Origin of the sequence: Cupriavidus sp. 2TAF22 (assembly GCF_052115045.1) — a bacterium.
Lineage (GTDB): Bacteria > Pseudomonadota > Gammaproteobacteria > Burkholderiales > Burkholderiaceae > Cupriavidus.
In genome coordinates this window covers 47,676-71,244 of sequence record NZ_JBFRFX010000012.1, presented here as the reverse complement: position 1 = coordinate 71,244, position 23,569 = coordinate 47,676, and the positions used below count along the sequence as shown (strand labels likewise).

Annotated in this window: 25 protein-coding genes; 11 read left to right on the top strand and 14 right to left on the bottom strand. The window is 69.5% G+C overall.

Features of this window, described 5'->3' with window-relative positions; translation table 11 throughout:
* Window positions 1-30: 30 nt before the first annotated feature.
* The 5 genes from AB4Z48_RS15980 to AB4Z48_RS15960 all read right to left on the bottom strand — a co-directional run bounded on the left by AB4Z48_RS15980 (window position 31) and on the right by AB4Z48_RS15960 (window position 5,727).
* Entirely contained in the window at window positions 31-729 is a 699-nt protein-coding gene (locus tag AB4Z48_RS15980; RefSeq protein WP_441615564.1) for an ankyrin repeat domain-containing protein, read from the bottom strand.
* Window positions 722-1,516: a TatD family hydrolase gene (locus tag AB4Z48_RS15975; protein WP_441615562.1), complete on the bottom strand. Its 795-nt coding sequence runs from the start codon at window positions 1,514-1,516 to the stop codon at window positions 722-724. The genes AB4Z48_RS15980 and AB4Z48_RS15975 overlap by 8 nt, the downstream gene beginning before the upstream one ends.
* A 102-nt stretch (window positions 1,517-1,618) precedes the next feature.
* Window positions 1,619-3,418 (bottom strand): acyl-CoA dehydrogenase family protein, encoded by a 1,800-nt coding sequence (locus AB4Z48_RS15970; RefSeq protein ID WP_441615560.1) that lies wholly within the window; start codon window positions 3,416-3,418, stop codon window positions 1,619-1,621.
* Between the two features lie 56 nt (window positions 3,419-3,474).
* Window positions 3,475-4,710 carry a CaiB/BaiF CoA transferase family protein gene (locus AB4Z48_RS15965; protein WP_441615559.1) on the bottom strand — a complete coding sequence of 412 codons (1,236 nt, stop codon included), beginning with the start codon at window positions 4,708-4,710 and terminating at the stop codon, window positions 3,475-3,477.
* A 39-nt stretch (window positions 4,711-4,749) separates the two neighbouring features.
* Complete coding sequence (locus AB4Z48_RS15960; RefSeq protein WP_441615557.1) at window positions 4,750-5,727, bottom strand: tripartite tricarboxylate transporter substrate binding protein; 978 nt, start codon at window positions 5,725-5,727, stop codon at window positions 4,750-4,752.
* 161 nt (window positions 5,728-5,888) lie between these two features.
* On the opposite strand from AB4Z48_RS15960, the gene AB4Z48_RS15955 reads away from it, so the two are divergent.
* A complete protein-coding gene (locus AB4Z48_RS15955) occupies window positions 5,889-6,887 on the top strand; it encodes a LysR family transcriptional regulator (RefSeq protein WP_441615555.1) in 999 nt (332 codons plus the stop codon).
* Here AB4Z48_RS15955 and AB4Z48_RS15950 read toward each other — a convergent pair.
* The 5 genes from AB4Z48_RS15950 to mltG form a co-directional block, all read right to left on the bottom strand.
* Window positions 6,884-7,405 (bottom strand): GNAT family N-acetyltransferase, encoded by a 522-nt coding sequence (locus tag AB4Z48_RS15950; protein ID WP_441615553.1) that lies wholly within the window; start codon window positions 7,403-7,405, stop codon window positions 6,884-6,886. The genes AB4Z48_RS15955 and AB4Z48_RS15950 overlap by 4 nt on opposite strands.
* A gap of 90 nt (window positions 7,406-7,495) precedes the next feature.
* Window positions 7,496-7,960 carry a PilZ domain-containing protein gene (locus AB4Z48_RS15945; protein ID WP_441615551.1) on the bottom strand — a complete coding sequence of 155 codons (465 nt, stop codon included), beginning with the start codon at window positions 7,958-7,960 and terminating at the stop codon, window positions 7,496-7,498.
* A gap of 156 nt (window positions 7,961-8,116) precedes the next feature.
* Complete coding sequence (locus tag AB4Z48_RS15940) at window positions 8,117-9,124, bottom strand: DNA polymerase III subunit delta' (protein WP_441615549.1); 1,008 nt, start codon at window positions 9,122-9,124, stop codon at window positions 8,117-8,119.
* A gap of 73 nt (window positions 9,125-9,197) precedes the next feature.
* The gene (gene tmk, locus AB4Z48_RS15935; RefSeq protein WP_441615547.1) at window positions 9,198-9,812 is read right to left on the bottom strand and encodes a dTMP kinase; all 615 of its coding nucleotides are present in this window, start codon (window positions 9,810-9,812) and stop codon (window positions 9,198-9,200) included.
* Window positions 9,813-9,822: 10 nt separating this feature from the next.
* Window positions 9,823-10,818, bottom strand: coding sequence for an endolytic transglycosylase MltG (gene mltG / locus AB4Z48_RS15930; RefSeq protein WP_441615545.1), 996 nt, complete (start codon window positions 10,816-10,818; stop codon window positions 9,823-9,825).
* A gap of 212 nt (window positions 10,819-11,030) precedes the next feature.
* Between mltG and ygfZ the strand changes: the two genes are divergently transcribed.
* The 3 genes from ygfZ (at window position 11,031) to AB4Z48_RS15915 (ending at window position 13,294) form a co-directional block, all read left to right on the top strand.
* Complete coding sequence (gene ygfZ / locus AB4Z48_RS15925; RefSeq protein WP_441615543.1) at window positions 11,031-12,026, top strand: CAF17-like 4Fe-4S cluster assembly/insertion protein YgfZ; 996 nt, start codon at window positions 11,031-11,033, stop codon at window positions 12,024-12,026.
* A 29-nt stretch (window positions 12,027-12,055) separates the two neighbouring features.
* Window positions 12,056-12,346 (top strand): DUF4936 family protein, encoded by a 291-nt coding sequence (locus tag AB4Z48_RS15920; protein WP_441615541.1) that lies wholly within the window; start codon window positions 12,056-12,058, stop codon window positions 12,344-12,346.
* Between the two features lie 123 nt (window positions 12,347-12,469).
* Complete coding sequence (locus AB4Z48_RS15915; protein ID WP_441615539.1) at window positions 12,470-13,294, top strand: NRDE family protein; 825 nt, start codon at window positions 12,470-12,472, stop codon at window positions 13,292-13,294.
* Window positions 13,295-13,350: 56 nt separating this feature from the next.
* Here AB4Z48_RS15915 and AB4Z48_RS15910 read toward each other — a convergent pair whose 3' ends face one another.
* Together AB4Z48_RS15910 and AB4Z48_RS15905 are read right to left on the bottom strand one after the other, a co-directional pair.
* Window positions 13,351-13,833, bottom strand: coding sequence for a hypothetical protein (locus tag AB4Z48_RS15910; RefSeq protein WP_441615537.1), 483 nt, complete (start codon window positions 13,831-13,833; stop codon window positions 13,351-13,353).
* 102 nt (window positions 13,834-13,935) lie between these two features.
* Window positions 13,936-14,811 (bottom strand): class I SAM-dependent methyltransferase, encoded by an 876-nt coding sequence (locus AB4Z48_RS15905; RefSeq protein WP_441615737.1) that lies wholly within the window; start codon window positions 14,809-14,811, stop codon window positions 13,936-13,938.
* Window positions 14,812-14,902: 91 nt separating this feature from the next.
* Here AB4Z48_RS15905 and AB4Z48_RS15900 point away from each other — a divergent pair, with 91 nt between their 5' ends.
* Window positions 14,903-15,376 carry a helix-turn-helix domain-containing protein gene (locus AB4Z48_RS15900; protein ID WP_441615736.1) on the top strand — a complete coding sequence of 158 codons (474 nt, stop codon included), beginning with the start codon at window positions 14,903-14,905 and terminating at the stop codon, window positions 15,374-15,376.
* Here AB4Z48_RS15900 and AB4Z48_RS15895 read toward each other — a convergent pair.
* On the bottom strand, window positions 15,354-16,253 hold the full coding sequence (locus AB4Z48_RS15895; RefSeq protein ID WP_441615535.1) for a LysR substrate-binding domain-containing protein: 900 nt from the start codon (window positions 16,251-16,253) through the stop codon (window positions 15,354-15,356). The genes AB4Z48_RS15900 and AB4Z48_RS15895 overlap by 23 nt on opposite strands.
* A gap of 118 nt (window positions 16,254-16,371) precedes the next feature.
* Here AB4Z48_RS15895 and AB4Z48_RS15890 point away from each other — a divergent pair, with 118 nt between their 5' ends.
* Window positions 16,372-17,661, top strand: a complete 1,290-nt coding sequence (locus AB4Z48_RS15890) for an MFS transporter (RefSeq protein WP_441615533.1) — start codon at window positions 16,372-16,374, stop codon at window positions 17,659-17,661.
* Window positions 17,662-17,667: 6 nt separating this feature from the next.
* On the opposite strand, the gene AB4Z48_RS15885 is transcribed toward AB4Z48_RS15890, so the two are convergent.
* Window positions 17,668-18,093, bottom strand: a complete 426-nt coding sequence (locus tag AB4Z48_RS15885) for a GNAT family N-acetyltransferase (RefSeq protein ID WP_441615531.1) — start codon at window positions 18,091-18,093, stop codon at window positions 17,668-17,670.
* Window positions 18,094-18,317: 224 nt separating this feature from the next.
* Between AB4Z48_RS15885 and AB4Z48_RS15880 the strand changes: the two genes are divergently transcribed.
* The 5 genes from AB4Z48_RS15880 to AB4Z48_RS15860 all read left to right on the top strand — a co-directional run bounded on the left by AB4Z48_RS15880 (window position 18,318) and on the right by AB4Z48_RS15860 (window position 23,566).
* The gene (locus tag AB4Z48_RS15880) at window positions 18,318-19,070 is read left to right on the top strand and encodes a FadR/GntR family transcriptional regulator (protein WP_441615529.1); all 753 of its coding nucleotides are present in this window, start codon (window positions 18,318-18,320) and stop codon (window positions 19,068-19,070) included.
* The gene (gene ltnD, locus AB4Z48_RS15875; RefSeq protein WP_441615527.1) at window positions 19,054-19,995 is read left to right on the top strand and encodes an L-threonate dehydrogenase; all 942 of its coding nucleotides are present in this window, start codon (window positions 19,054-19,056) and stop codon (window positions 19,993-19,995) included. The genes AB4Z48_RS15880 and ltnD overlap by 17 nt, the downstream gene beginning before the upstream one ends.
* 119 nt (window positions 19,996-20,114) lie before the next feature.
* Window positions 20,115-21,416, top strand: coding sequence for a 3-oxo-tetronate kinase (gene otnK / locus AB4Z48_RS15870; protein WP_441615525.1), 1,302 nt, complete (start codon window positions 20,115-20,117; stop codon window positions 21,414-21,416).
* Window positions 21,413-22,051 carry a 3-oxo-tetronate 4-phosphate decarboxylase gene (gene otnC / locus AB4Z48_RS15865; RefSeq protein ID WP_441615523.1) on the top strand — a complete coding sequence of 213 codons (639 nt, stop codon included), beginning with the start codon at window positions 21,413-21,415 and terminating at the stop codon, window positions 22,049-22,051. Before otnK ends, otnC begins: the two co-directional genes overlap by 4 nt.
* Window positions 22,052-22,213: 162 nt before the next feature.
* Window positions 22,214-23,566 carry an MFS transporter gene (locus AB4Z48_RS15860; protein ID WP_441615521.1) on the top strand — a complete coding sequence of 451 codons (1,353 nt, stop codon included), beginning with the start codon at window positions 22,214-22,216 and terminating at the stop codon, window positions 23,564-23,566.
* Window positions 23,567-23,569 lie beyond the last annotated feature (3 nt).

Genomic DNA, 23,569 nt, shown 5'->3' with positions numbered 1-23,569 from the left:
GCTCGGTTCCAGCCCCTTAGTCCCAGCCCCTCAGTTCCAGCCCTTCTGCGGCGCCTGGGCGCCCATCGGCGTCTGCGGATACAGCTTCTGCCAGCGCGCCTTCAGCCCGCTGGCGATCTCCGCCTGGTGATAGCGCTCGGCGAAATCGATCACCGTCATGCCCTGCTGGTTGCGCAGGCGCATGTCCGCCCCCTCGTCCAGCAGCAGCTTCACCGTCTCGATATGGCCGCCGCGTGCCGCCATCATCAGCGGCGTGCTGCCGTTGGGGCTTTCGGCATCGATATAGGCCGCGTGGTCGACCAGGTATTTGACGATCTCGTTGTTGCCGTTGGTTGCCGCGTAGTGCAGCGGCGTCCAGCCGGTCTTGTTGATCTCGACCTCCATCTGGTCGACCATCAGCTTGACCATGTCGAACTCGTTCTGCAGGCTGGCCATCATCAGCGGGGTCTCGCCGGCGGCGTTGGCCTTGTCGAAATCGATGTTCTTGGCGCGGATCAGCACCGCCGCCACCTTCAGCGACTTCTCGCGCAGGGCCACCACCAGCATCGGATTGCCCTTGGCATCGACCAGGTTGGGACCGACCCCGCGCGCCAGCAGTTTCTGTGCGGTATTGGCGTCGTCGAACTCGACCGCCTTGCGCAGGTCGTCCACCGGTGCCGCCCATGCCGCATTGCCCGCCAGCAGGACGGCGGCAGCGGCCAGGCACCGGATGTATTTCATGTTAAGCATGAGCATTCCTGTCTATATGCTTGAAAAGACGGAAGAAGTTTTCCGTGGTTTGTTCCGCCAGTGCTTCCACCGGCATGCCGCGCAGATTGGCGATGAACTCGCCCACATGGCGCACCCAGGCGGGCTGGTTGGTCTTGCCGCGGTACGGCACCGGCGCCAGGTAGGGCGAATCGGTCTCGATCAGCATGCGGTCCAGCGGCACCTTGCGCGCGGTTTCCTGCAACTCCACCGCGTTCTTGAAGGTCACGATGCCGGAGAACGAGACATGGAAGCCCTCGTCCAGCGCTTGCCGCGCGATCTCCCAGGTTTCGGTAAAGCAGTGCATCACGCCGCCGACGGCGCCCGCGTCTTCCTCGCGCATCAGGCGCAGCGTGTCGTCCGCGGAAGAGCGTGTATGGATGATGAGTGGCTTGCCGGTCTGGCGCGCGGCACGGATATGCGTGCGGAAACGCTCGCGCTGCCACTCCATGTCGGCGATGCTGCGGCCGTTGAGACGGTAGTAGTCAAGCCCGGTTTCACCGGTGCCGACCACGCGCGGATGCGCGGAAAGCGCCAGCAGGCGCTCGAGAGTGGGATCTTCGCCCTCTTCGTAGTCGGGATGCACGCCGACCGAGGCATAGAGATGCGGGTGCTGCTCGGCCAGCGCCAGCACCTTCGGGAAATCTTCCAGCGTGACCGAGATGCACAGCGCATGCGTGACCTGGTTGGCCCGCATATTGTCCAGCAGTTCGGGCAGGCGCGCGACCAGGTCGGGGAAATCTAGATGGCAGTGGGAATCGACAAACATGGGGACGGTATCCGGAAATCGGCGCCGCCATTCGGCCTGGGGCGGCGCCACCTGACATTGTATCCGGTCGCATCCCGGCAGCCCGCTGCCGGGCGTCCCGCCTCAGACGGCCAGCGCGATGGCGGCGCTGGCTTGCGCGGGCGTGACCGGCGCGCTCCCCAGCAGCAGGTCGCCGCAGGCGGACTCGCCCGCCGCCCCGGCCGCGCCCGGGGCGGCCAGCGGATCCGCCGGCTGCAGGCGGTGCCGCAGCAGCGCGTGGGCCAGCAGCAGCCGGCGCGCATCGGTGCCTGGCTGGCCGCCTTCCCAGGCCATCAGGATGGCAGCACTGGCGTAATAGAGCGCGCTGGCGGCGCGCCGGGTATCGGCCTCGTGCGCGTCTGCGGCAGCCACCGCCTCGGCCAGCGCGGCGGCGCGCTGCCAGGCCTGCCACAAGGCCTGCCGCAGCGGCGCGGGCATCTCGGCTTGTTCCAGGCGCGCCACCAGCAATGTCTGCAGCGCGCGGTGCGCGCGCTCCTTGCCCACGGCGCGACGGATGGCGTCCAGCGCGTTGATATTGCTGGTGCCCTCCCACAGCACGCCGATATGGGCATCGCGCACCAGCCGCGCGTTGACGAAATCCTCGATATAGCCGTTGCCGCCGCGCACCTCCATCGCGCCGGTGGCCACCGCGATATTGTCGCGGCAGGCGCGCAGCTTGATCAGCGGCGTCAGCAACCGCACCGCCTGGTGCGCGGTGGCGTCGCCCTCGCCGGCACGCCGCATGGCGTCGGCGGTGGCCATGGACATCGACAAGGCGGCTTCGGCAGGCACCATCAGCTTGAGTAGTTGGCGGCGCAGCAGCGGATGCCCGATCACCTCGCGCCCGAACGCGCTGCGGTGCCGCGCCGCCTGCAACGCCTCGTTCAGGCAGCGGCGCATCATGGCGGCGGCGCGCACCGCGTGCGACAGGCGCGACAGGTTGACCTGCTCCATCATCTGCTTGAGGCCCTGGTCGAGCGCGCCGACCGGATAGGCCAGCGCGCCTTCGAGCCTGACCTCGCCGCTGGCCATCGAGCGGGTGCCCAGCTTGTCCTTGAGGCGCACGATGCGATAGGCGTTGCGGCTGCCGTCCTCCAGCCGGCGCGGCAGGGCGAACAGCCCCAGTCCGCGCGTGCCGGCCGGCGCGCCTTCGGGCCGCGCCAGCAGCAGGACCACGTCCGCGTCGGCATGCGAGCAGAACCACTTCTCGCCGTACAGCCGCCAGTGGCCGCCCTCCTCGCGGGCCACCGTCTCGATGGCGCCCACGTCCGAGCCGCCGGCCTTCTCGGTCATGAACTGCGTGCCCTTCCACAGTGCCGCCGGATCGGCCGCCAGCATGCGCGGCAGCAACTGCTGCTGCAGCGCCGGGCTGCCGAACTTGCGGATCAGGTGGACCGAAGTGTCGGTCACGCTGATGGGGCACATCTGGCCGAACTCGGACTGGACGAAGAGGTACTGGAAGGCATACTTCGCCACCGGCGACAGCGGCGCGTCCCAGCCCAGCACGCCGGCGCGGTGGCTCATGGCGTGGAACTGGAAATCGCCGAAGGCGATGTGCTCCATCTCCTGATAGGCCGGGTGGTATTCGATCCAGTCGTGATCCTCGCCCCAGCGCGTGCGCGCGTGCAGTACCGGACCGTGCTTGTCGGCCACGCTGGCCAACGTGTTCAGGCGCCCGCCGGCCAACTGGCCCATGCGCTGGAAATGCGGCAGCAGGTGCCGGTGCTCGGCGCCCGGCAGGTATAGCGCGAGCAGGTCCTGCAGGCCGCGATCGAGCGCCAGGAAATCCAGGCCGGCGCAGTCGGGCGCCAGGTGGCGGGAACTGGTTCCGGCATCGGCCGGGCGCGGACTGGTGAATTCGGCGTAGCGGGCTTGGAACGGCATCGGGGTCTCCGGCAAGAAAAAGGATTCAGGGATCGGCGGGTCCGGCGCGGCGCGCTTCAGATCACGCCGGCGCCGCGCAGGCGCGCAAGCTCGTGCGCGCCCATGCCGAGGCATTCGGCCAGCACCGCGTCGGTGTGCTCGCCGAGCATGGGCGGCCCCACGCGGTGGTCCAGCGGCGTGGCGGAGAAGCGCATCGGACTGGCCACGCTGGGACAGGTGCCGCCGAAAGCCAGCGGCAGGTCCACCCGCACGCCGCGCTCGCGGACCTGCGGGTCATCGTAGGCCTGCGCGAAATCGTTGATCGGCCCGCACGGCACGCCGGCCGCCTCCAGGCGCGCGAGCCAGGCCGCGGTGGTGTCGGTGCGCATGACACCGGCCAGCAGGGGCAGCAGCACCTCGCGGTTGACCAGCCGGCCGCTGACGCGGGCGAAGCGGTCGTCGGCGGCCAGCTCGGGCCTGCCCAGCACCGCGCAGTAGGCGGCGAACTGGCTGTCGTTGCCGACTGCCACGATCAGCTTGCCATCGCTGCTGGAAAAGACCTGGTAAGGCGCCGCGTTGGGATGCGCATTGCCGTAGCGGCGCGGCACCTTGCCGGTCGTCAGGTAGCCCACGGCCTGGTTGCTGCCGAGCGCGAGCGCGCAGTCGAGCAAGGCCATGTCGATATGCTGGCCCAGGCCACCGCGCTCGCGCCACGCCAGCGCTGCCGTGATCGCCAGGCTGGCGTACAGCCCGGTGGCCAAGTCGGCCACCGCCACGCCGAACTTCTGCGGGCCGCCGCCTTCGCAGTGCCCGCAGGCCTCGTCGGGCGCGCCGGTCAGGCTCATCAGCCCGCTCATGCCCTGGAACACGAAGTCGTAGCCCGGACGGTGCCGGTACGGCCCGGTCTGCCCATAGCCGGTGACCGAGCAATAGACCAGCGCGGGGTGGTCCGCGCGCAGGTCTTCGTAGCCCAGCCCGTAGCGGGCCAGCGTGCCCACCTTGTAGTTCTCCACCAGCACGTCGCAGGTGGCCACCAGGCGCCGCACCACGGCCTGGCCCTCCGGGCTGGAAAAATCCACCGTGACCGACTTCTTGCCGCGGTTGGCCGACGCGTAGTACGTGGAATCGCGCCGCTCCTGCCCCGCCCCGGCCGGGATCCACGGCGGCCCCCAGCCGCGCGTTTCGTCGCCCTCGCCGGGCCGCTCCACCTTGATGACCTCGGCGCCGAGGTCGGCCAGGTTCTGGGTGCACCAGGGCCCGGCCAGCACCCTGGTCAGGTCGAGCACGCGGATATGGGATAGCGGCTTGTGCATGCTGGCTTGTCTCCTGTGATTCGCCTCGGATTGCGTTTCTTATTCGGCGCGGATGTGCGCGGTGGCGATGACCTTGCCGTAGCGCGCCGTCTCGTCGCGGATGTACGTGCCGAAGGCCTCGCGGTAGTAGCCCAGCGGTTCGGCGCCGCTGCGCAGCAGGGTCTGCCGCACGGCAGGGTCGGCCATGATGGCTTCGATCTCGCCGGCCAGCGTCTGGACCACGGCGGGCGGCGTGGCGGCCGGCGCCACCAGCCCCACCCAGGCCGACATCTCGATGCCGCCATAGCCCAGCTCGGCGGTGGTCGGCACGTCGGGCAGCACGGCGGAGCGGCTGGCATTCATCACGGCAAGCGCACGCAGCTTGCCGGCGGCGATCTGCGGCAAGCCGGTAAAGGCCGGTTCGAAGGTCATCGACACTTCGCCGGCCATGACCGCGGCCTTGGCGGGCGCGCTGCCCTTGTACGGCACGTGGAGCAGGTCGATGCCGGTGCGCGCCTTGAGCATCTCGCCGGCCAGGTGCGCGCTCGAGCCGTTGCCGTACGAGGCGTAGCTCAGGCTGCCCGGCCTGGCCCGCGACAGCTGCACGACCTCGCCGACGGTCCTGGCCGCCACGCCGGGATTCACCACGATCACGCTCGGTGCGCTGGCGACCAGGGCGATCGGGGCGAAGCTCTTGAGCGGATCGTAGGGCAGCCTGGGATAGAGCCAGGGGTTGATGGTCAGCGTGGTATTGGTGGCCGCCAGCAGCGTGTAGCCGTCCGGGCTGGCGCCGGCCACCACTTCGGCGCCGACGATGGTGGCCGCGCCGGGACGGTTCTCCACCACCACCGGGCGGCCCAGGCGCACGCCGAGCCGCTGCGCGATCACGCGCGCCACCACGTCGGTCATGCCGCCTGGCGCGTAGGGCACGACGATGCGGATGGGCTGGCTCGGATATGGCTGAGCCTGGGCCCTGGCGGCGGCGCTGGCGACCAGCAGGGGGACGGAAAGCAGAACGGCAAAGATCTTCAGCTTCATGGCGGTCTCCTCGGTTCTTTTTTTGTGCCATGCGCCGCGAGTGCCGCGGGGGACGGCTGCGGCGGCCAGGCTGAAAATCATTCTCGGCGTCGCGAGTTATCTAGTCCAATATCGTTTTTTGCGCTATTTATATTGATATTGAATCAATCTACCGGGCACCCATGGACCTCAGGCAGCTGCGTTACTTCGTTGCGGTCGCGGAAGAACTGCACTTCGGACGGGCGGCGGAACGCCTTTCGATCTCGCAGCCGCCGCTGAGCTTCAATATCCGGCAGTTGGAAACATCACTGGGTTTCGAGTTGCTGCGACGCAGCACACGGGAGGTGGCGCTGACCCCGGCGGGCAAGGTCATGTACCAGGAGGCGCTCAAGATCCTGGCCCTGGCGCGCGATGCGCAGGGCCTGGCGGGCCGGGCCGCCAAGGGCGAGACCGGCACGGTGCACGTGGGCCTCGTGGGTTCCGCCCTGCTGACCCGGCTGGCCGCCGCAATGCGCGCGTTTGCCACGGCGCGGCCCGGGGTCGAGGTGGTAGTGCACGAGCTGAACAGCTTCGAGCAGATCGACGTGCTGCAGCGAGGGCAGATCGATATCGCCATCGCCCATCCGCGCGTCATTCCGGCCGGACTGTCGGCACGGGTGCTGCACACCGAACGCTTTATCTGCCTGCTGCCCTCGCGCCATGTACTGGCCGGGCATGCAGCGGTCGACCTGAGGCAATTGCGACAGGAAGACTTCATCCTGTTCCCGCGCCATTTCGCCCCGGAGTATTACGACAAGATCGTTGCGCTGTGCATGCGCGCGGGATTCACGCCATGCATCCGGCACGAGGTGCGCCATATGCTGACGATCGCCACGCTGGTGGCGCAGAACTTCGGTGTTTCGCTGGTGCCGGAATCCGTGCAGCTGATGCAGCTGCCCAACCTGGCCTGCCGGCCGCTGGCGAAGGAGGGGCGGCGCTCCGAGCTGCACGGCATCTGGCGCGACGACGAACAGGCCCCCGCCGTGCTGGGCTTGCTCGCGGCGCTCGAGTCCGGCGCGCCGGGCGGCGCGGCATCCGGTGCCGCCGGAGCGGAAGCAGCGGAAGGAGCCGAAAGCGCGAAAAGCGCGGCCGATGCGCGCGCGAGGCGAGGCGGCAAGCGCTCCGCCTCGCGCCTTGCCTAGGCTGCCGGCTTGGTCAGGTGCCGGCCCAGGATGACCAGGTCGCGCTCCACGCCGTCGAGCACGGCCACGCGCGGCAGGTTGCCCCAGCGTTCGAAACCCAGCGAGGCGAACAGGCCCAGGCTGGGCTCGTTGTGGCCGAAGATGAAGCCGAGCAAGGTGTGCACGCCGATCTGCGGGGCATGGCCGATGGCCTTCTCCAGCAGGTGCCGGCCCAGGCCCTGTCCGCGCCGGTCGGCATCCAGGTAGATGGAAACCTCGGCGGTGGCGCCGTAGGCCGGGCGGCCGTAGAAATCGGAGAAGCTGAGCCAGCCGGCCATGCGCCCTGCGCTGTCCTGCGCAACCCACAGCGGGCGGCGCTCGGGCGGATGGGCATCGAACCAGTCCTGGCGCGATGCCACCGTGACCGGCTCGGTGTCGGCCGTGACCATGCGCGAGGCGACCGTGCTGTTGTAGATGGCCACGATGCCGGGCAGGTCCTGCGGCTCCGCGTTTCGAATCGTGAAAGCGATATTACTCATGCTCGTTGCTCTTGCTTCTTCTTTAACGTCTTGAAATCAATGCCATGGACGCGAAAGCCAATGTTTCACCTGACATGCCGGCGCGGTCGCCTACAGCGTCTGCGTGGGCCGGCCGGACTCCATGGCCTTGCCCAGGATCTCTTCCACCGCGCGGCGCAGGTTGCGGCCGTTGTCGTCGTCCGGCAGGTGGATGCCGATACCGGGCGTCTTGTTGGGCGTGCCCACCGGCGTGATCCAGGCCACCTGGCCCGCGATCTGGTATTTCTGCGGCCGGTCCAGCAGTGACAGTACGAGGAATACCTGCTCGCCGAGCCGGAACGGCCGGTTGCTCGGCACGAAGACGCCGCCGCGCTGCAGGAACGGCATATAGGCGGCGTAGAGCCCCGCCTGGTCCTTGATGGAGAGCGAAAGCACGTTCGGCCGCGACGCCGCGCCCGGCGCGGCGCCCGGCACCGTCGGCGCGCCTATCGCGCCTATCGCGCCGGCCGGCGCCGCGCCCAAGCCTGCGGCGCCGGGAGCGCCTTGGCCCCGGTCCCCTGCTGCTGCTGTGTTCATGACTGACCCCTTGTTGCGAACCGCGGCCTTTTGGCCTTATTGGAATGACTGACCTGGACAACTACAGCAAGACAACGACAGCGAGACAACTGCAGCGCGACAATTGCAGCGACACGACTACGCCGATACGACTGCCGAAACAGCTACCGAAACAAGCTACCGAAACAACTGCCGGTACTCGAGAAACACCGCCTCCATCACCAGCCGCGCGGCGAGCGGATGATTCTCGCTGCGGCGGTGGTTCGCCAGCCGTGCCAGGAAGGCCTGCAGGCGATGCGCATCGGTGGCTTGCGCGCAGCGCGCGACCGCAGCCTGCTCGCGCGGGAAATAGCGCGGCGCCTGTGCCGCCGCCAGGCATGCTGACAGCAGATCGTACGTCCAGCGCTGCAAGATGCCAAGCACCGCGGGCACTGGCATCTTCTGCAGGTGCTCGGCCGCGCCCAGCACATCGAACCCGGCGCCCCCGCCGAGCTGCGCCACCAGCCAGCGCTGCAGCGGCTGTTCCTCGGCCTCGGCGGCGTGCAGCGCGGTCAGCGGCGAGCCGCCGGCCAGCGCGAGTTGGGCCTCGGCGTCGCCCACGCCCTGCCCGCGCAGCCAGGACAAGGCCTCGGCCGGCGTCGGCCGTTGCACCGAGAACTGGCGGCAGCGCGACAGGATGGTGGGCAACACGCGGTCCAGCCGGTCGGTGACCAGCAGGAACACGGTCGACGGCGGCGGTTCTTCCAGCGTTTTCAGCAAGGCGTTGGCGCCTTCGTTCTGCAGGGCATCGAGCGGATACACCACCACCAGCCGCAGGCCGGCGCGGTGGGTGCCAATGCCCACGGTATCGATCAGGGCGCGCACCTGCTCCATGCGGATGACCTTGCTTGGCGCCTTCTTCTTGCCGCTGTCGTCCGTTTCCGCTTCGCCCGCGGCTTCCATGGCCTCGGGGCGCACCACGGTGAAATCCGGGTGGTTGCCCTGGCTGAACCAGTGGCAGGCCGCGCAGCTGCCGCACGGCTGGCCGTCGGCGCGCGGCGTGTCGCACAGCAGCCCCTGGGCGAAATGCAGCGCCAGGTCGCGCTTGCCGATGCCTTGCTGGCCGTGGATGAGCAGCGCATGCGGGAGCCGCTCGCGCAAGCCGGTCAGCCGTTGCCAGTCTTCTGTCTGCCAGGGATAAAGCATGCGAATCAGGGAGTTAGGTGAAGGACTTCATCAGCTTCTTGCGATATCAGCAAGGCATGATAGTGCCACTGAATCAAAGCGTTGCGAGAATGTTTTCAAGTTCCGCCTGAATCTCGGCAATGGTCCGCGTGGCGTCGATCACGCGGAAACGCTGCGGCGCTTCCGCCGCTCGCCGCAGGTATTCCTGGCGTGTGCGCTCGAAGAAGGCGCGCGACTCGGCCTCGAACTTGTCGGGTTCGCGGGCGCCGGCCAGGCGTGCGCTGGCAGTTTCCAGCGGCACGTCGAACAGCAGGGTCAGGTCGGGCTGCAGGCCGTCCTGCACCCAGGTCTCGAGGACCTCGAGGCGGGCACGCGGCAGGCCCCTGCCCCCGCCCTGATAGGCGAAGGTGGCGTCGGTGAAGCGGTCGGAGACGACCCAGTCGCCACGCGCCAGCGCAGGTTCGATGATTTCCGCGATGTGCTCGCGGCGCGAGGCAAACATCAGCAGGGCCTCGGTTTCCAGGTGCATCTTGCGGTGCAGGAGGATCTGCCGCAGGTCCTCGCCCAGTGGCGTGCCGCCGGGCTCGCGCGTGGTGACCACGGCTGCGCCGCCGGCCAGGCGCGCGCGCAGGCGCTCGGCCACCCACTCAATGTGGGTGCTCTTGCCGGCACCGTCGATGCCTTCGAATGTGATGAATTTTCCGCGCATGGGGAGAGACTTATTTGCCGCGCTGGTACTTGTCGACCGCGCGGTTGTGTTCGGGAAGCGAGTTGGAGAAATGGCTGCTGCCGTCGCCGCGCGCCACGAAATACAGCGCATCGGACGGCGCCGGCGCGGTGGCGGCGGCCAGCGAAGCCAGCCCGGGCAAGGCGATCGGGGTGGGCGRCAGGCCGGTACGCGTGTAGGTATTGTACGGGGTGTCGGTCTGCAGATCGCGCTTGCGGATATTGCCGTCGAAGGCTTCGCCCATGCCGTAGATCACGGTGGGATCGGTCTGCAGCATCATGCCCTTCCTGAGGCGGTTGACGAACACGGCGGCGATCATGGCGCGCTCGCCGGGCTGGCCGGTTTCCTTCTCCACGATGGAGGCCATGACCAGGGCCTCGTATGGCGTCTTGTACGGCAGGTCCGGCGCACGGGCGTTCCAGGCATCGGTCAGGCGCCGCTGCATGGCGCGGTAGGCGTGGCGATACAGTTCCAGGTCGCTGCTGCCGCGGGCGAACAGATAGGTATCCGGGAAGAACATGCCTTCCGGCGCCGGCTCAGGCGCGCCAATGGCCTTCATCAGCTCGGCGTCGGACAGGCCGCGACTGTCGTGCCTGAGCGCCGCGTGGGCATCCACGGCGGCACGCATCTTGCGGAATTCCCACCCTTCGATCACGGTCAGCACATAGTGCGTGACCTCGCCGCGGGCGATCTTGCCGATCATCGACAGCGGCGTGGCGCCGGTCTCGAACTCGTAGCCACCGGCCTTGAGATCCCCGCCGTGTCCGCTCAGCCGCACCAGCAGGGCAAACAGGCGCGGATCCACCGGCACGCCGCCGCGCTGGATCTGGCGGCCCACGCTGGCCACGCTGGAATTGGGCTTGATCACCACCTCGACCGGCGAGGCCGGCAGGTCGAGCGGGCGGTTGGCCCACCAGGCCAAGGCGCCCGCGGCGGCAATCGCAAACACCACGGCGACCATCAGCAGTCGCAGGAAAATACGTTTCATGTAGGGATGGAAATAGCGGCGCCCCGTGCGCCCGCGCGCGCCGCGGCAACAACGGCGGCCCGCGGCAAGGACGGCGGGCGCGCCGGCCGAAATGGCGACAGGCCCATATAATACCGGGAGCCTTGCGCCACCACGAGCGTGCGCAGCATGTCGCACCCGTCATCCGGCGCGCCCGCGCGCCACTTGCCCAGCCTAACCGGCCCATACCTGCCATGAATTCCCCTGCCCCAGACCTTGCTACCCAGTTCGAAGCCGTGCGCCAGGGCGGTGTTGTCTGCCGACCCGCACAACTGGGCCTGATCCGGGTTGCCGGCGACGACGCCGGCAGTTTCCTGCATACCCAGCTGACCAACGCCATCGACGACCTGGCCACCGGCACCGCGCGCCTGGCCGGCTATTGCTCGCCGAAGGGCCGCCTGCTCGCCAGCTTCCTGGTCTGGCGCGACGAGCAAGGCATCGTCCTGCAGTTGTCGGCTGACATCCAGGCCGCCATCCAGAAGCGCCTGGGCATGTTCGTGCTGCGTGCCAAGGCGCGCCTGACCGACCTGACCCCGGCGCTGGCAGTGATCGGCGTGGCCGGCCCCGGCGCGGCCGCCGCGCTGCAGGGCGCCGGACTGCCCGCCCCGGCCGCGCCCTGGCAGACCGCCGCGGCGGCCGGCGCCACCGTGATCCGCCTGCCGGATGCTGCCGGCCTGCCGCGCTGGCAGATCGCCTTGCCGGCCGAACAGGCGCCGCAGATGCAGGCCGCGCTGTCGGCCACCCTGCAGCCGGCGGATGCTGCCGTGTGGGACTGGCTGGACGTGCAGTCGGGCGTGCCGCGCATCGCCGCCGCCACGCAGGAACAGTTCGTCCCGCAGATGATCAACCTGGAACTGGTGGGCGGCGTCAGCTTCCGCAAGGGCTGCTACCCCGGCCAGGAGATCGTCGCGCGCAGCCAGTACCGCGGCACGCTCAAGCGCCGCATGTGGCTGATCCACGGCGAAGGCGAAGTGCCGGCCGCGGCCACCGAGATCTTCCGCCCCGAAGACCCCGGCCAGCCCTGCGGCATGGTGGTGAATGCAGCCGCCGCGCCGCAAGGCGGCTGGGACGGACTCGCCGAGCTGAAGATCGATGCCGCCGGCGGGGCCTTGCACCTGGGCAGCGCCACGGGCAGCCCGGTGCGGCCGGGCGAGTTGCCCTACGCGGTACCATTCGGCGAAGCGGCCTGAGCATCCGCCGGCGCGAGCGAGAGGCAGTCATGAGCGATCACCTTTACGTCTATTTCCGGGTGCCGGAAACCCTGGCCGAGCAAGCGCTGCCGCACTGGCACCGCTGGATGGAGACCGTTGCCGAGGCGGGCGGAATTGGTGGTACGCTCTTACGCAGGCCCGAGACGCGCGACGGCATGCAGACCTGGATGGAAGCCTATGCCGACGTGCCGCCCGCCTTCGACATCCTGCTCGACGGGCTGTGGCGGCAGAGCGGCCTGCAGCGCTTCGTCAGCGGCGAGCGGCAGGTCGAGCGGTTTGTCGACCTGGACCAGCTCTGAGCCGGCCTCGCCGCGCGGCGCAGCGCAAACCGGATACGCAGTGGACGTGCGGCGCACCTGCAGCGCGCGCGCCATGGATATTGTGATCGCAGTGAATGCAGCAAATGCAGTAAAGGAAGCACTATGTGCCTGATTCTGGTGGCCTGGCAATCCCACCCCGACTATGCCCTGGTGGTGGCCGGCAACCGCGACGAGTTCTACGCCCGCCCCGCGGCGCCGGTGCACTGGTGGGAAGATGCCCCGCAGGTGCTGGCGGGTCGCGACCTGGCTGAGGTGATCGGCGAGCCGGGCACGTGGATGGGGCTGGCCGGCGACGGCCGTTTCGCGGCCCTGACCAACTACCGCGCGCCGTCCGAGAAGCGCACCGAGGCCCGCTCGCGCGGCGAACTGGTGGCCGGATTCCTGCGCGGCGAGGACGATCCCCATAGCTACCTGTCCGGGCTGAAGCCGCGCGCCGGCGCGTACAACGGCTTCAACCTGCTGGCGAGCGACCTGCGCGAGCTCTGGTGGTACAGCAACCGCGGCACGGCGCCCTATCCGCAACGGCTGAAGGCGGGCCTGTACGGCTTGTCCAACGCCTTGCTGGACACCCCCTGGCCCAAGGTGGTCAGCCGAGTCGGCGCGCTGGCGGAAACGCTGGCGGCCGATACCGGCCAGATCGGCGCCAGCGCCGATCCCTACTTCGACCTGCTGGCCGACACGCGCCAGGCGCTGGATTTCGAACTCCCCCGTACCGGGGTGACGCCGGAATGGGAAAAGGTGCTCTCGTCGGCGTTTATCCGCTCGCCCAGCTACGGCACGCGCGCCAGCACTGTGCTGCGGGTGCGCCACGACGGCCGCTTCGAGCTCAACGAACGTAGCTTCGATGCCAGCGGCCGCACTGGCGAAGTCTCTTACCGCGGCCACCTGCGCGTGGCGCGCGACGCGGGCCAGGTACCCGCGCCCTGAGACGCGAGCGCCGGCCTGCGGCGCCACTCCCTGCCTGCCGGCCGGCGCCGGAACCCTCAGTACTGCCGCGCCTGCAGTGCCAGCGGCCGCAGCGCAGCGTCGAGCGCGCGGATCGCGCCGGGGTCGTTGCGCACGGCCAGCAGCCACGCATCGTCGAAGCCCCCGATCTCCAGCAGTTGCATGCCGTGCGGCGCCAGCTCGCGGTTGACATGGCTCAGGTAGAGGGCCGCGGGCTCCATATCGAAATCATTGTCGTCGCCACCGAGCGGAATGCCGTCTTCGTCGTAGAGATCGTCGACATCGATGGCGCGCACGCCGGCAGCGCGCAGCACCGCGAGCGCGGCCACGACCTGGGCGCCATGCGTGCTGAACTCGCGCCAGTCCACCTGCGCCAGGCAATGTCCCGCCAGCCAGGGATGGAGCCAGGCTGACAACAGGGCCTCGCCGGCCGGCGGATCGCCGACTGGCGCCGCGGCGGATTCGAGGGCGGGAATGGCATCGGCGAGGGCCTGGAGCAGGCGGGAACGGTTCTCTGGCATGGCGTGGACGGAAGCGGGCGCCACCGCAAGGCGGGCGGCAAGAAATCAAAGACCGCGATGATACCGCCCCGCGCGCCGCCGCTTCGTAGCTGGTACCAGGTACTAGGCGCCAGCAACGGCCGCTGGCGCGGACGGCGCGCGGGCACCGACCATCCAGCAGGCAGCGGTAAAGCGGACTTCGGCGCCATGCACATAAGGCGCGAAGGCGGCGCGGACGGTTTCGATGACCTGCGTGCGGGTGCGTTGGTCCGCCTCTTGCAGGATCAGGCCAACGGGACCGAGCCGGGTCAGGTAGCCGACCAGCTCGTTCTCGGGCAGGGTGCAGGCCACATCGATCGGACGGACATCGATCCCGGCCCAGCCGCTCTGCGCCAGGATGGCGCAGATCCGGTGCTGGTCGGCGAAGGCGAACTGTCCCGGCGCGCCCGGCCGGCGGGCGGGAAGGTTCGGCAAAAGCGGTGCCGCGGCGCGCTCGGCCGTCGTCATGAACGGATTCTCCGCGGCGCTCCGCCAGGCGACGAACCGCAGCCCGGCGTCGTCCCGCGCGGCTCGCCGCAGGTTGGCAAAGGCCCGGACCGCGTCATCGAAGAACATGACGCCGAAGCGCGAAATGATCATGTCGAAGCTTGCCGGCTCGAAGGCGTGGACCTGCGCGTTGGCGCAGATGAAGCTTGCCGGCATGCCTTCCCGTGCGGCGCGGGCCCGCGCGGCGGCGATCATCGGCTGCGAAATGTCGATGCCGGTGCAGCGGGCCGTTGCGCCGCGCAGCCGCGCAACGGCGAGCGTCGTGCTGCCCGTGCCGCAGCCCACGTCGAGCACCCGGCCTGCGGTTCCGGCCGAGGCGGCTTCTTCGACGAGCAGGTCTTCGAACGGCCTGAACATAGCGTCCAGCGATGCCTGCGCCTCGACCCAGGCGCGCCCGGCGTGACCGTTCCAGAGCCTTCCCTGCTCATCATCAGCCTGCTGCATGACTTCCATGATCATCCCCCCTTTGCTTGCCTTCAAGTAGCGGAGGTTGCACTATACAAATTCAAGTCGACTTGAGGTCAAGAGGGTGAAAGATCCGGACATGAACCTGGACATAGCCGAGGTGGCGCAGCGATCCGGCGTGCCGGCCTCGACGCTGCGGTTCTATGAGGAGAAGGGGCTGATCGCCTCGATCGGCAGGCGCGGCCTGCGCCGCCTGTTCGGTCCCGGCGTGCTGGAGCGGCTGGCGCTGATCGCGCTGGGGCGCGCCGCCGGCTTTTCGCTGGACGAGATCGCGCTCATGTTCGCGCCGGACGGGCGCCCGCGCATCGACCGGCAGATGCTCGCGGCCAAGGCGGAGGAACTGGACAAGACGATCCGCAACCTGAGCGCCCTGCGCGACGGCCTGCGGCACGCCGCCGCCTGCCCCGAGCCGAGTCACCTGGAATGCCCTACCTTCCGCCGCATCCTGCGGGCTGCCGCGTCCGGCGCCATCGGAGCCCGGAGAAAGACGACCCCGCGGGCCGGTTCACCGGGCGGTCCGGTACGCCAGGCTAAGCGGCTTGGGCCAGCCTGACCGGCAGCGCCTCGCGCACCGCCTCGGCGACGATGCCCGCCAGCCGTGCGGCCGGCGCATCCAGTTCGTCATCCTTGCGGTAGAGCGCCAGCGCCAGCGCAGGCAGCCGCGGCAGCCCGCCCTCGCCCGCATCCCAGGCCCGGACCGATGACGGCAGGCCCATCGCCGTGCGGATCGTCAGGCCCAGCCCCGCGGCCGTGCCGGCCCACAGGCCGCCCAGGCCCGGGCTGGTGAAGGCCACGCGCCAGGCAATGCCGGCGCGATCGAGCGCGGCGGTGCCGGCCGAGCGAAAACGGCATGGCGGCTCGAACGCGACCAGCGGCAGCGGTTCGCCCTCGTGCCACGGCACGTGCGCGGCGGCGGGGCCAATCCAGCACATCGGCAACTCCGCCACGCGCTCCATATGCGGCATGCGCACGCCATCGTCCCACGCCAGCGCCATGTCCAGCCGGCCGGCGGCAACGCCGTCCAGCAGCTCGGCATTGCGCGCCACGCGCGCTTCGATGCGCACCTTCGGATGCGCGCGTGCAAAGCGGCCCAGCACCTCCGGCAGCAGCATCTCGCCGAAATCCTGCTGCAAGCCGAAGCGCACCCAGCCTTCGAGCGCCACGCCATGCACCGCGGAGGCGGCTTCGTCATTGAGCTCCAGCAGCCTGCGCGCATAGGCCAGCATGGTTTCGCCGGCCTCGGTCAGGGCCAGGCCGCGCCCGGCCTTGCGGAAGATCGCCGTGCCTGCCTGCTCCTCCAGCTTCTTGAGCTGCGCACTGACCGCCGAGGTGGAGCGGCCGAGCCGGTCGGCGGCCCGCGCGAAGCTGCCAAGTTCCATCCCCGCCACGAAGCTGCGCAGCACGTCGAGGTCGAAATTCACCGAAGCCATGTAAATCGTCCTGATATTTGGGATGTTCAGTAAAAAATTATCTGATATTCGGGATTATTTTCGACTGAGAGAATCGGGGCGTCAAGGCCATTCGTGCCGCTTCTTCCCAGGGGATTCCATGTCGCGCGCTTCATCTCCAGCCACTTTGCCCGCCGCCGCCCGGCCTGCGAGCCTGCCAGGTTCCCCACGCCACCAGCCCGGCCACCGCTGGAAAGTGCTGGCCACCGGCGTGGCGGCCAATGCCAGCTTTGCCGCCGCGTTTGCCGGCATCCCGACCACGGCCGTGCTGATGCGCAGCGGCTACCGGCTGGACGACGGCGAACTGGGCTTCTGCCTCGGCATGATGGGACTCGGCATCGCCCTGAGCGAGGTGCCTTGGGGCCTGCTGACCGACCGCTGGGGCGACCGGCGCGTGCTGCTGACCGGCCTGCTGGCCACCGCGCTGTGGCTGGGGCTGATGGCAGCGTCGATGGCGCCGGCGGCAAGCCATGTGCCGGGCCACGCGCTGCTGGCGCTGGGCTTGCTGGTGCTCGGCCTGCTGGGCGGCAGCGTCAACGGCTCCAGCGGCCGCGCGGTGATGGCATGGTTCCGCGAAGGCGAACGCGGCCTGGCCATGAGCATCCGCCAGACCGCGGTGCCGGCCGGCGGCGGCCTGGGCGCGCTGGCCTTGCCGTTGCTGGCGCAGGCCCTGGGCTTCGCCGCGGTCTACGGTGCGCTCGCCGTGCTTTGCGCGGTGACCGCGGTGTTTGCCTGGTGCTGGGTCCACGAGCCGCCGTCCGCGCAGCCGGCCAGCGGCCCGTCGCTTGTTGCCGGCCCGGGACGCGGCCCGCTGCGCGATGCGCGGGTCTGGCGGCTGGTGGGCGGCATGGGGCTGATGTGCGCGCCGCAGGTGGCCGTGCTGACGTTCGCCACGGTGTTCCTGCACGACTTCGGCCGCATCGGCGTCGCCGCCGCCGGCATGACGGTGGCCGCGGTGCAGACCGGCGCCGCCGTGATGCGTGTGTGGAGCGGCCGCTGGACCGACCGCCGCGGCAATCGGCGCGGCTATATGCGCGGTTGCAGCCTGGTGACCCTGTTCGTCTTTGCCGCGCTGGCCGCCCTGACCTGGCTCAGTGCCGCCGCGCCGGGCTGGCGCGCCCTGCTGCTGCCGGCGCTGATGGCCTGCCTGGTGCTGGGCGGCATCTGCGCCTCGGCCTGGCACGGCGTGGCCTTTACCGAGCTGGCCACCATCGCAGGCGCGGCGCGCGCCGGCACCGCGCTCGGACTGGGCAATACCTTTGCCTTTTCCGGTTTCTTCCTGGTACCGCTGGCGATCCCGGGGATGGCCGCCGGCTTTGGCTGGCCTGGTGTCTGGCTGGCGGCGAGCGCCTGCGCGCTGCTCGCCCGGCCGCTCTTCCCGCGCGCGTAACGCCGCTCAGCGCAGCGACTTGCGCATCTCCACGTGGGGAATGCCGACTTCGTCGAACGGCTCCCCGACCTGCTCGAAGCCCACGCGCGCATAGAACGGCGCCGCGTGGCTCTGGGCGCTGAGCACCAGTTCGGGATAGCCAAGCTCGACAGCCTTGGCCATCAGCGCCTCCAGCACCTTGGCGCCAACGCCGGTGCCGCGCGCCGCCTTGAGCACGGCCATGCGCCCGATATGGCCATCGGGCAGCAGCCGGCCGGTGGCCAGGGCACTGCCGTCCCCGGCCAGCGCCAGCGCATGCCAGCTCACGTCGTCCCATTCATCCCACTCGAGTTCCACCGGCACGCCCTGCTCTTCGACGAACACGGCGTAACGGATGGCGCGCGCGGTTTCGCGCACTTCGGACCAGGGAGCGAGGCGGATGGAAGTGGTCATGGTGTATCTGCTGCAGCAAAGGTGAGAGGCCGGCGGCAGGCAGGCCTGCCCGGGCGGCCGTCATGATACTACCCACGCGCGCAGACGGCTGGCGCGGCCGCCGCGCGGCCATTTCGGCGCACCCGGCGCGCCCGTCACGCAGCCGCGCTAGGGGTAATTCCCGATCGGCATTTCCGCGTCTAAATTTGTATGATGACCATATTACCTAATCACTTGAGACCGCCGTGTTCCAGAAAGTCCCGGCCCGCGCCCTGACCGATACCGTTGCCGAGCAGTTGCTCGAGAAGATCAATGGCGGTGCGTTCGCGCGCGGCGACAAGCTGCCTACCGAGGCCGTGTTGTCCGAGGAATTCGGCGTCAGCCGCACCGTGATCCGCGAGGCCATTGCCCGGCTGCGCCACGAAGGCGTGGTGGAATCGCGCCAGGGCAGCGGCGTATTCGTCACCGAGCAGGCGGGCATCCAGCCCCTGCGCATCGACTACACCGACATCGACACGCTGGAATCCGTGCTGCAGATCGTCGAGCTGCGGCGCGCGATCGAGGCCGAGGTAGCGGCGCAGGCCGCGCGCGGCCGCACCGATGCCAGCATGATGTCCATCGACGCCGCGCTGGCACGCATCGATGCCGAGGAAGCCGCCGGCGGCGACGGCGTGGCTGCGGACGTGGCCTTCCACCGCGCCATTGCCGAGGCCACCGGCAACCCTTATTTCCTCAAGACGCTGGCCTTCCTCAGCCAGTACCTGGAAACCGCCACGCGCGTGACCCGGACCAACGAAGCACGCCGCGCGGACTTCTCGCGGCAGGTGCGCGAGGAGCACCAGTCCATCGTCGCGGCAATCCGCGCCGGCGACGCGCTGGCCGCCCGCAACGCGGCCCAGACCCATATGTACAACGCGGCCCGGCGCCTGTCGCAAGGCAGCCAGCCGGACACCGGGGCCGACCTCGGTGGTGCCGCCCCGCGTGGTCCGTCCAACTGACCGCCGCCCTTTTCGCAGGAGTTCCCTCATGAGTAAATCGATTGGCGTCATCGGCCTTGGCGCGATGGGCAATGGCGTGGCGCATAGCCTGCTGCGCGCCGGCTTCAAGGTGCACGCCTGCGACCTGCGGCCCGAAGTGCTGCAGCGCTTTGCCGACGCCGGTGGCACGCCCTGCGCGAGCCCGCTTGAGCTCGGCCGCCAGTGCGATGTGGTGGTGACGCTGGTGGTCAACGCCGCGCAGACCGAAGCCGTGCTGTTCGGCGAGAACGGCGCGGCGGGCGCGATGCGCCCCGGCACGCTGGTGATCGCCAGCGCCACCGTGCCGCCGAGCTTTGCCGAAGCACTGGGCAAGCGCCTGGGCGAGGCCGGCATCCTGCTGCTGGACGCGCCGGTCTCCGGCGGCGCCGCCCGTGCCGCCAGCGGCGAGATGACCATGATGACCTCCGGCCCCGCCGAAGCCTACGCGCTCGCCGAAGACGTGCTGGCCGCCATGGCCGGCAAGGTCTACCGCCTGGGCAACGCGCACGGCGCGGGGTCCAAGGTCAAGATCATCAACCAGTTGCTGGCCGGCGTGCATATCGCCGCGGCCGCCGAGGCCATGGCGCTGGGCCTGCGCGAAGGCGTGGACGCCGACGCCCTGTACGAAGTCATCACCAACAGCGCGGGCAACTCGTGGATGTTCGAGAACCGCGTGCCGCACATCCTGGCCGGCGACTACACGCCGCTGTCGGCGGTAGACATCTTCGTCAAGGATCTCGGCCTCGTGCTCGACACCGCGCGCGCCAGCAAATTCCCGCTGCCGCTGTCGGCCGCGGCGCACCAGATGTTCATGATGGCCTCCAGTGCCGGGCATGGCGGCGAAGACGATTCCGCCGTGATCAAGGTGTTCCCCGGCATCGAGCTGCCGCCGGCCAAAGCCAGCTGAGGCCAGCTGAGGCCAACTGAGGCCAGCTGAGGCCATCTAAGGCCAGGCCAGACAGGTCCGCGCGCGGCCAGACGAAAGCCCGCGCGAGACGCCATGCAAGAGCGAACGAGACAAACGAGATGACCACGCCCAATCCGCCGCGCGCCCTGCTCGGCTGCATCGCCGACGATTTCACCGGCGCCACCGACCTCGCCAACACGCTGGTGCGCAATGGCATGCGTACCGTGCAGACCATCGGCGTGCCCGCCGGCGGCGCCACGCTGCCCGGCGTGGAACAGGCCGACGCGCTGGTGGTGGCACTGAAGTCGCGCACCATTCCCGCCGCCGACGCCGTCGCGCAATCGCTGGACGCGCTGCGCTGGCTGCAGGCCCAGGGCTGCCGCCAGTTCTTCTTCAAGTACTGCTCCACCTTCGACTCCACCGACGCGGGCAATATCGGCCCGGTGGCGCAGGCGCTGCTGGCCGCGCTGGGCAGCGATTTCACCATCGCCTGCCCGGCCTTCCCGGAAAACGGCCGCACCATCTTCCGCGGCCACCTGTTCGTGGGCGACGCGCTGCTCAATGAATCCGGCATGGAAAACCACCCGCTCACGCCGATGCACGACGCCAGCCTGGTGCGCGTGCTGCAGCGCCAGAGCGAGGGCAAGGTGGGCCTGCTGCGCTACGACACCGTGGCGCGCGGCAGCGACGCCACCGGGCAAGCCATCGCCGCGCTGCGCGGCGATGGCGTGCGCATGGCCATCGCCGATGCGCTCAGCGATGCCGACCTGCATACGCTTGGCGAGGCCTGTGCCGGGCTGCCGCTGCTCACCGGCGGCTCCGGCCTGGCGCTCGGGCTGCCGGCCAACTTCCGCCGCGCCGGCCTGTTGCCCGAACGCGCCGACGCCGACCAGGTCGCGCCGGTCGACGGCCCGGCCCTGGTGCTGGCCGGCAGCGCGTCGAAGGCGACCAACGGCCAGGTGGCGCAGTGGCTGGCGCAGAACCGCCCCGCCCTGCGCCTCGATCCGCTGGCGCTGGCCGAAGGCGCGCCGCTGGTCGACGAGGCGCTGGCACTGATCGCCGCCCACCGCGAGCCGGTACTGGTCTACGCCACCACCACGCCCGAACAGGTCAAGGCCGCGCAGGCGGCGCTGGGCGTGGAACGTGCCGGACACCTGGTCGAGCAGGCCCTGGCCGCCATCGCCGCGCAGGCGAAGGCGCGCGGCACGCGCCGCTTCGTGGTGGCGGGAGGCGAGACCTCCGGCGCCGTGGTGCAGGCACTCGGCGTGCAGGCGTTGCGCATCGGCGCGCAGATCGCGCCGGGCGTGCCGGCCACCGTCACGCTCGAAGCGCAGCCGCTGGCGCTGGCGCTCAAGTCCGGCAACTTCGGCGGCGTGGATTTCTTCGACGAAGCGCTGCGCCAGCTGGGAGGCCAGGCATGAGCAAGGAAGCCGGCCTGCGCGAGGAGATCTGCCGCATCGGCGCAAGCCTCTACCAGCGCGGCTACACGGTGGGCAGCGCCGGCAATATCAGCGCCCGGCTCGACGACGGCTGGCTGATCACGCCGACCGACGCCTGCCTCGGCATGCTGGACCCGGCCGCCATCGCCAAGGTGGACAGCGCCGGGGCCTGGGTGGCGGGCGACAAGCCCTCCAAGACGCTGACCCTGCACCGTGCCATCTACGACAACAACCCGCAGGCCAACGGCGTGGTCCACACGCATTCCACCCACCTGGTGGCGCTGAGCCTGGCGGGCGCCTGGCAGCCGGACGACGTGCTGCCGCCGATCACGCCTTACTACGTGATGAAAGTCGGGCATATCCCGCTGATTCCGTATCACCGCCCGGGCGATCCGGCCGTCGCCGCGCGCGTCGCCGCGCTGGCCGCGGAAGTGCGCGGCGTGCTGCTGGCCCGGCTGGGGCCGGTGGTGTGGGAAACCACGGTTTCGCGCGCGGCTTTCGCGCTGGAGGAACTCGAAGAAACCGCCAGGCTCTGGCTGATGCTCAAGGACAAGCCCGATCCGCTCGACGAGCACGCCCTGGCCGAGCTGCGCGACACCTTCAAGGCGCGCTGGTAGCGCCAGGCCCGCACGGCGCGCGGCCAGGCCGGGCGCCGGCAGGAACCGATCACAAACCAAGCAGGACCGCTGCACCGCACGCCCGCCGCTGACGCCCGGGCCGCGGCAAGGACAGCGTTCGCCCGCGAGCCGCGCAACGGCCCGCGCAACCAGGAGACGACAATGACCACATCCACCGAGGCCTCCCGGGCAGCCATGCCCGGCGCCCCCAAGGGCGCCGCCAGCGCGCTCGACCACGACATCGAGAAGCGCGCCTACAGCAAGGTGTTCTGGCACATCATGCCCTTCCTCATGCTGTGCTACGTGATCGCGTATCTCGACCGCGTCAACGTAGGCTTCGCCAAGCTGCAGATGGCGCAGGACCTGGCCTTCTCGGAGACCGTGTTCGGCCTCGGCGCCGGCCTGTTCTTCATCGGCTATTTTCTCTTCGAGGTGCCCAGCAACCTGCTGATGCACAAGCTCGGCGCGCGCATCTGGATCGCGCGGATCATGATCACCTGGGGCCTGATCTCGGCGCTGTTCGTGTTCGTCAAGACGCCCACCACCTTCTACATCATGCGCTTCCTGCTCGGCCTGGCCGAAGCGGGCTTCTACCCGGGCGTGATCCTCTACCTGACCTACTGGTATCCCGCGCACAGGCGCGCCAAGATGATCGCGCTGTTCATGTCGGGCATTCCGGTGGCCGGCATGTTCGGCAATCCGCTGTCGGGCTTCATCATGGACGCCTTCCACGACTACGGCGGCATGCGCGGCTGGCAATGGATGTTCCTGCTGGAGGCCCTGCCCGCGCTGCTGATCGGCGTGGTCACGGTGTTCGTGCTCAAGAACGGCATCGACCAGGCGCCGTGGCTGGACGCCGACGAAAGACGCGTGCTCAAGCGCAATATCGAGGAAGACGCGCGCCAGGCCGATGCCTCGGGCACGGGCCACTCGCTGCGCGCCGTGTTCTCCGACCGCCGCGTGTGGTGGATGTGCCTGATCTACTTCTGCTTCGTCACCGGGCAATATGCACTGACCTTCTGGATGCCCACGCTGGTCAAGACCAGCGGCGTGCAGGGCAACCTCAATATCGGCCTGCTCAGCGCGATTCCGTTCCTCTGCGCCATCGTGGTGATGAACGTCCTCGGCCACAGCGCCGACGCCCGCCGCGAGCGCCGCTGGCACCTGATCGTGCCCTCGCTGATGGGCGCCGTCGGCTTTGCGATCGCGGCCTCGTTTACCCACAATACGGTGGTGGCCATCGCCGCGCTGTCCCTGGCCGCCGCCGGCGTGCTGACCTGCGCCCCGTTGTTCTGGTCGCTGCCCACCGCCTTCCTGTCCGGCGTGGCCGCCGCTTCCGGCATCGCGGTGGTCAATTCGGTGGGCAACCTGGCGGGCTTTGTGGCACCTTACATGGTGGGCTTCCTGACCGACCTCACGCACAGCACGCAGTCGAGCATGTATGTGCTGTCGGCCATGCTGGTGATCGGCGCCACGCTGGTCTGGCTGACGCCGGCGAAGCTGGTGAACCGCTGAGGC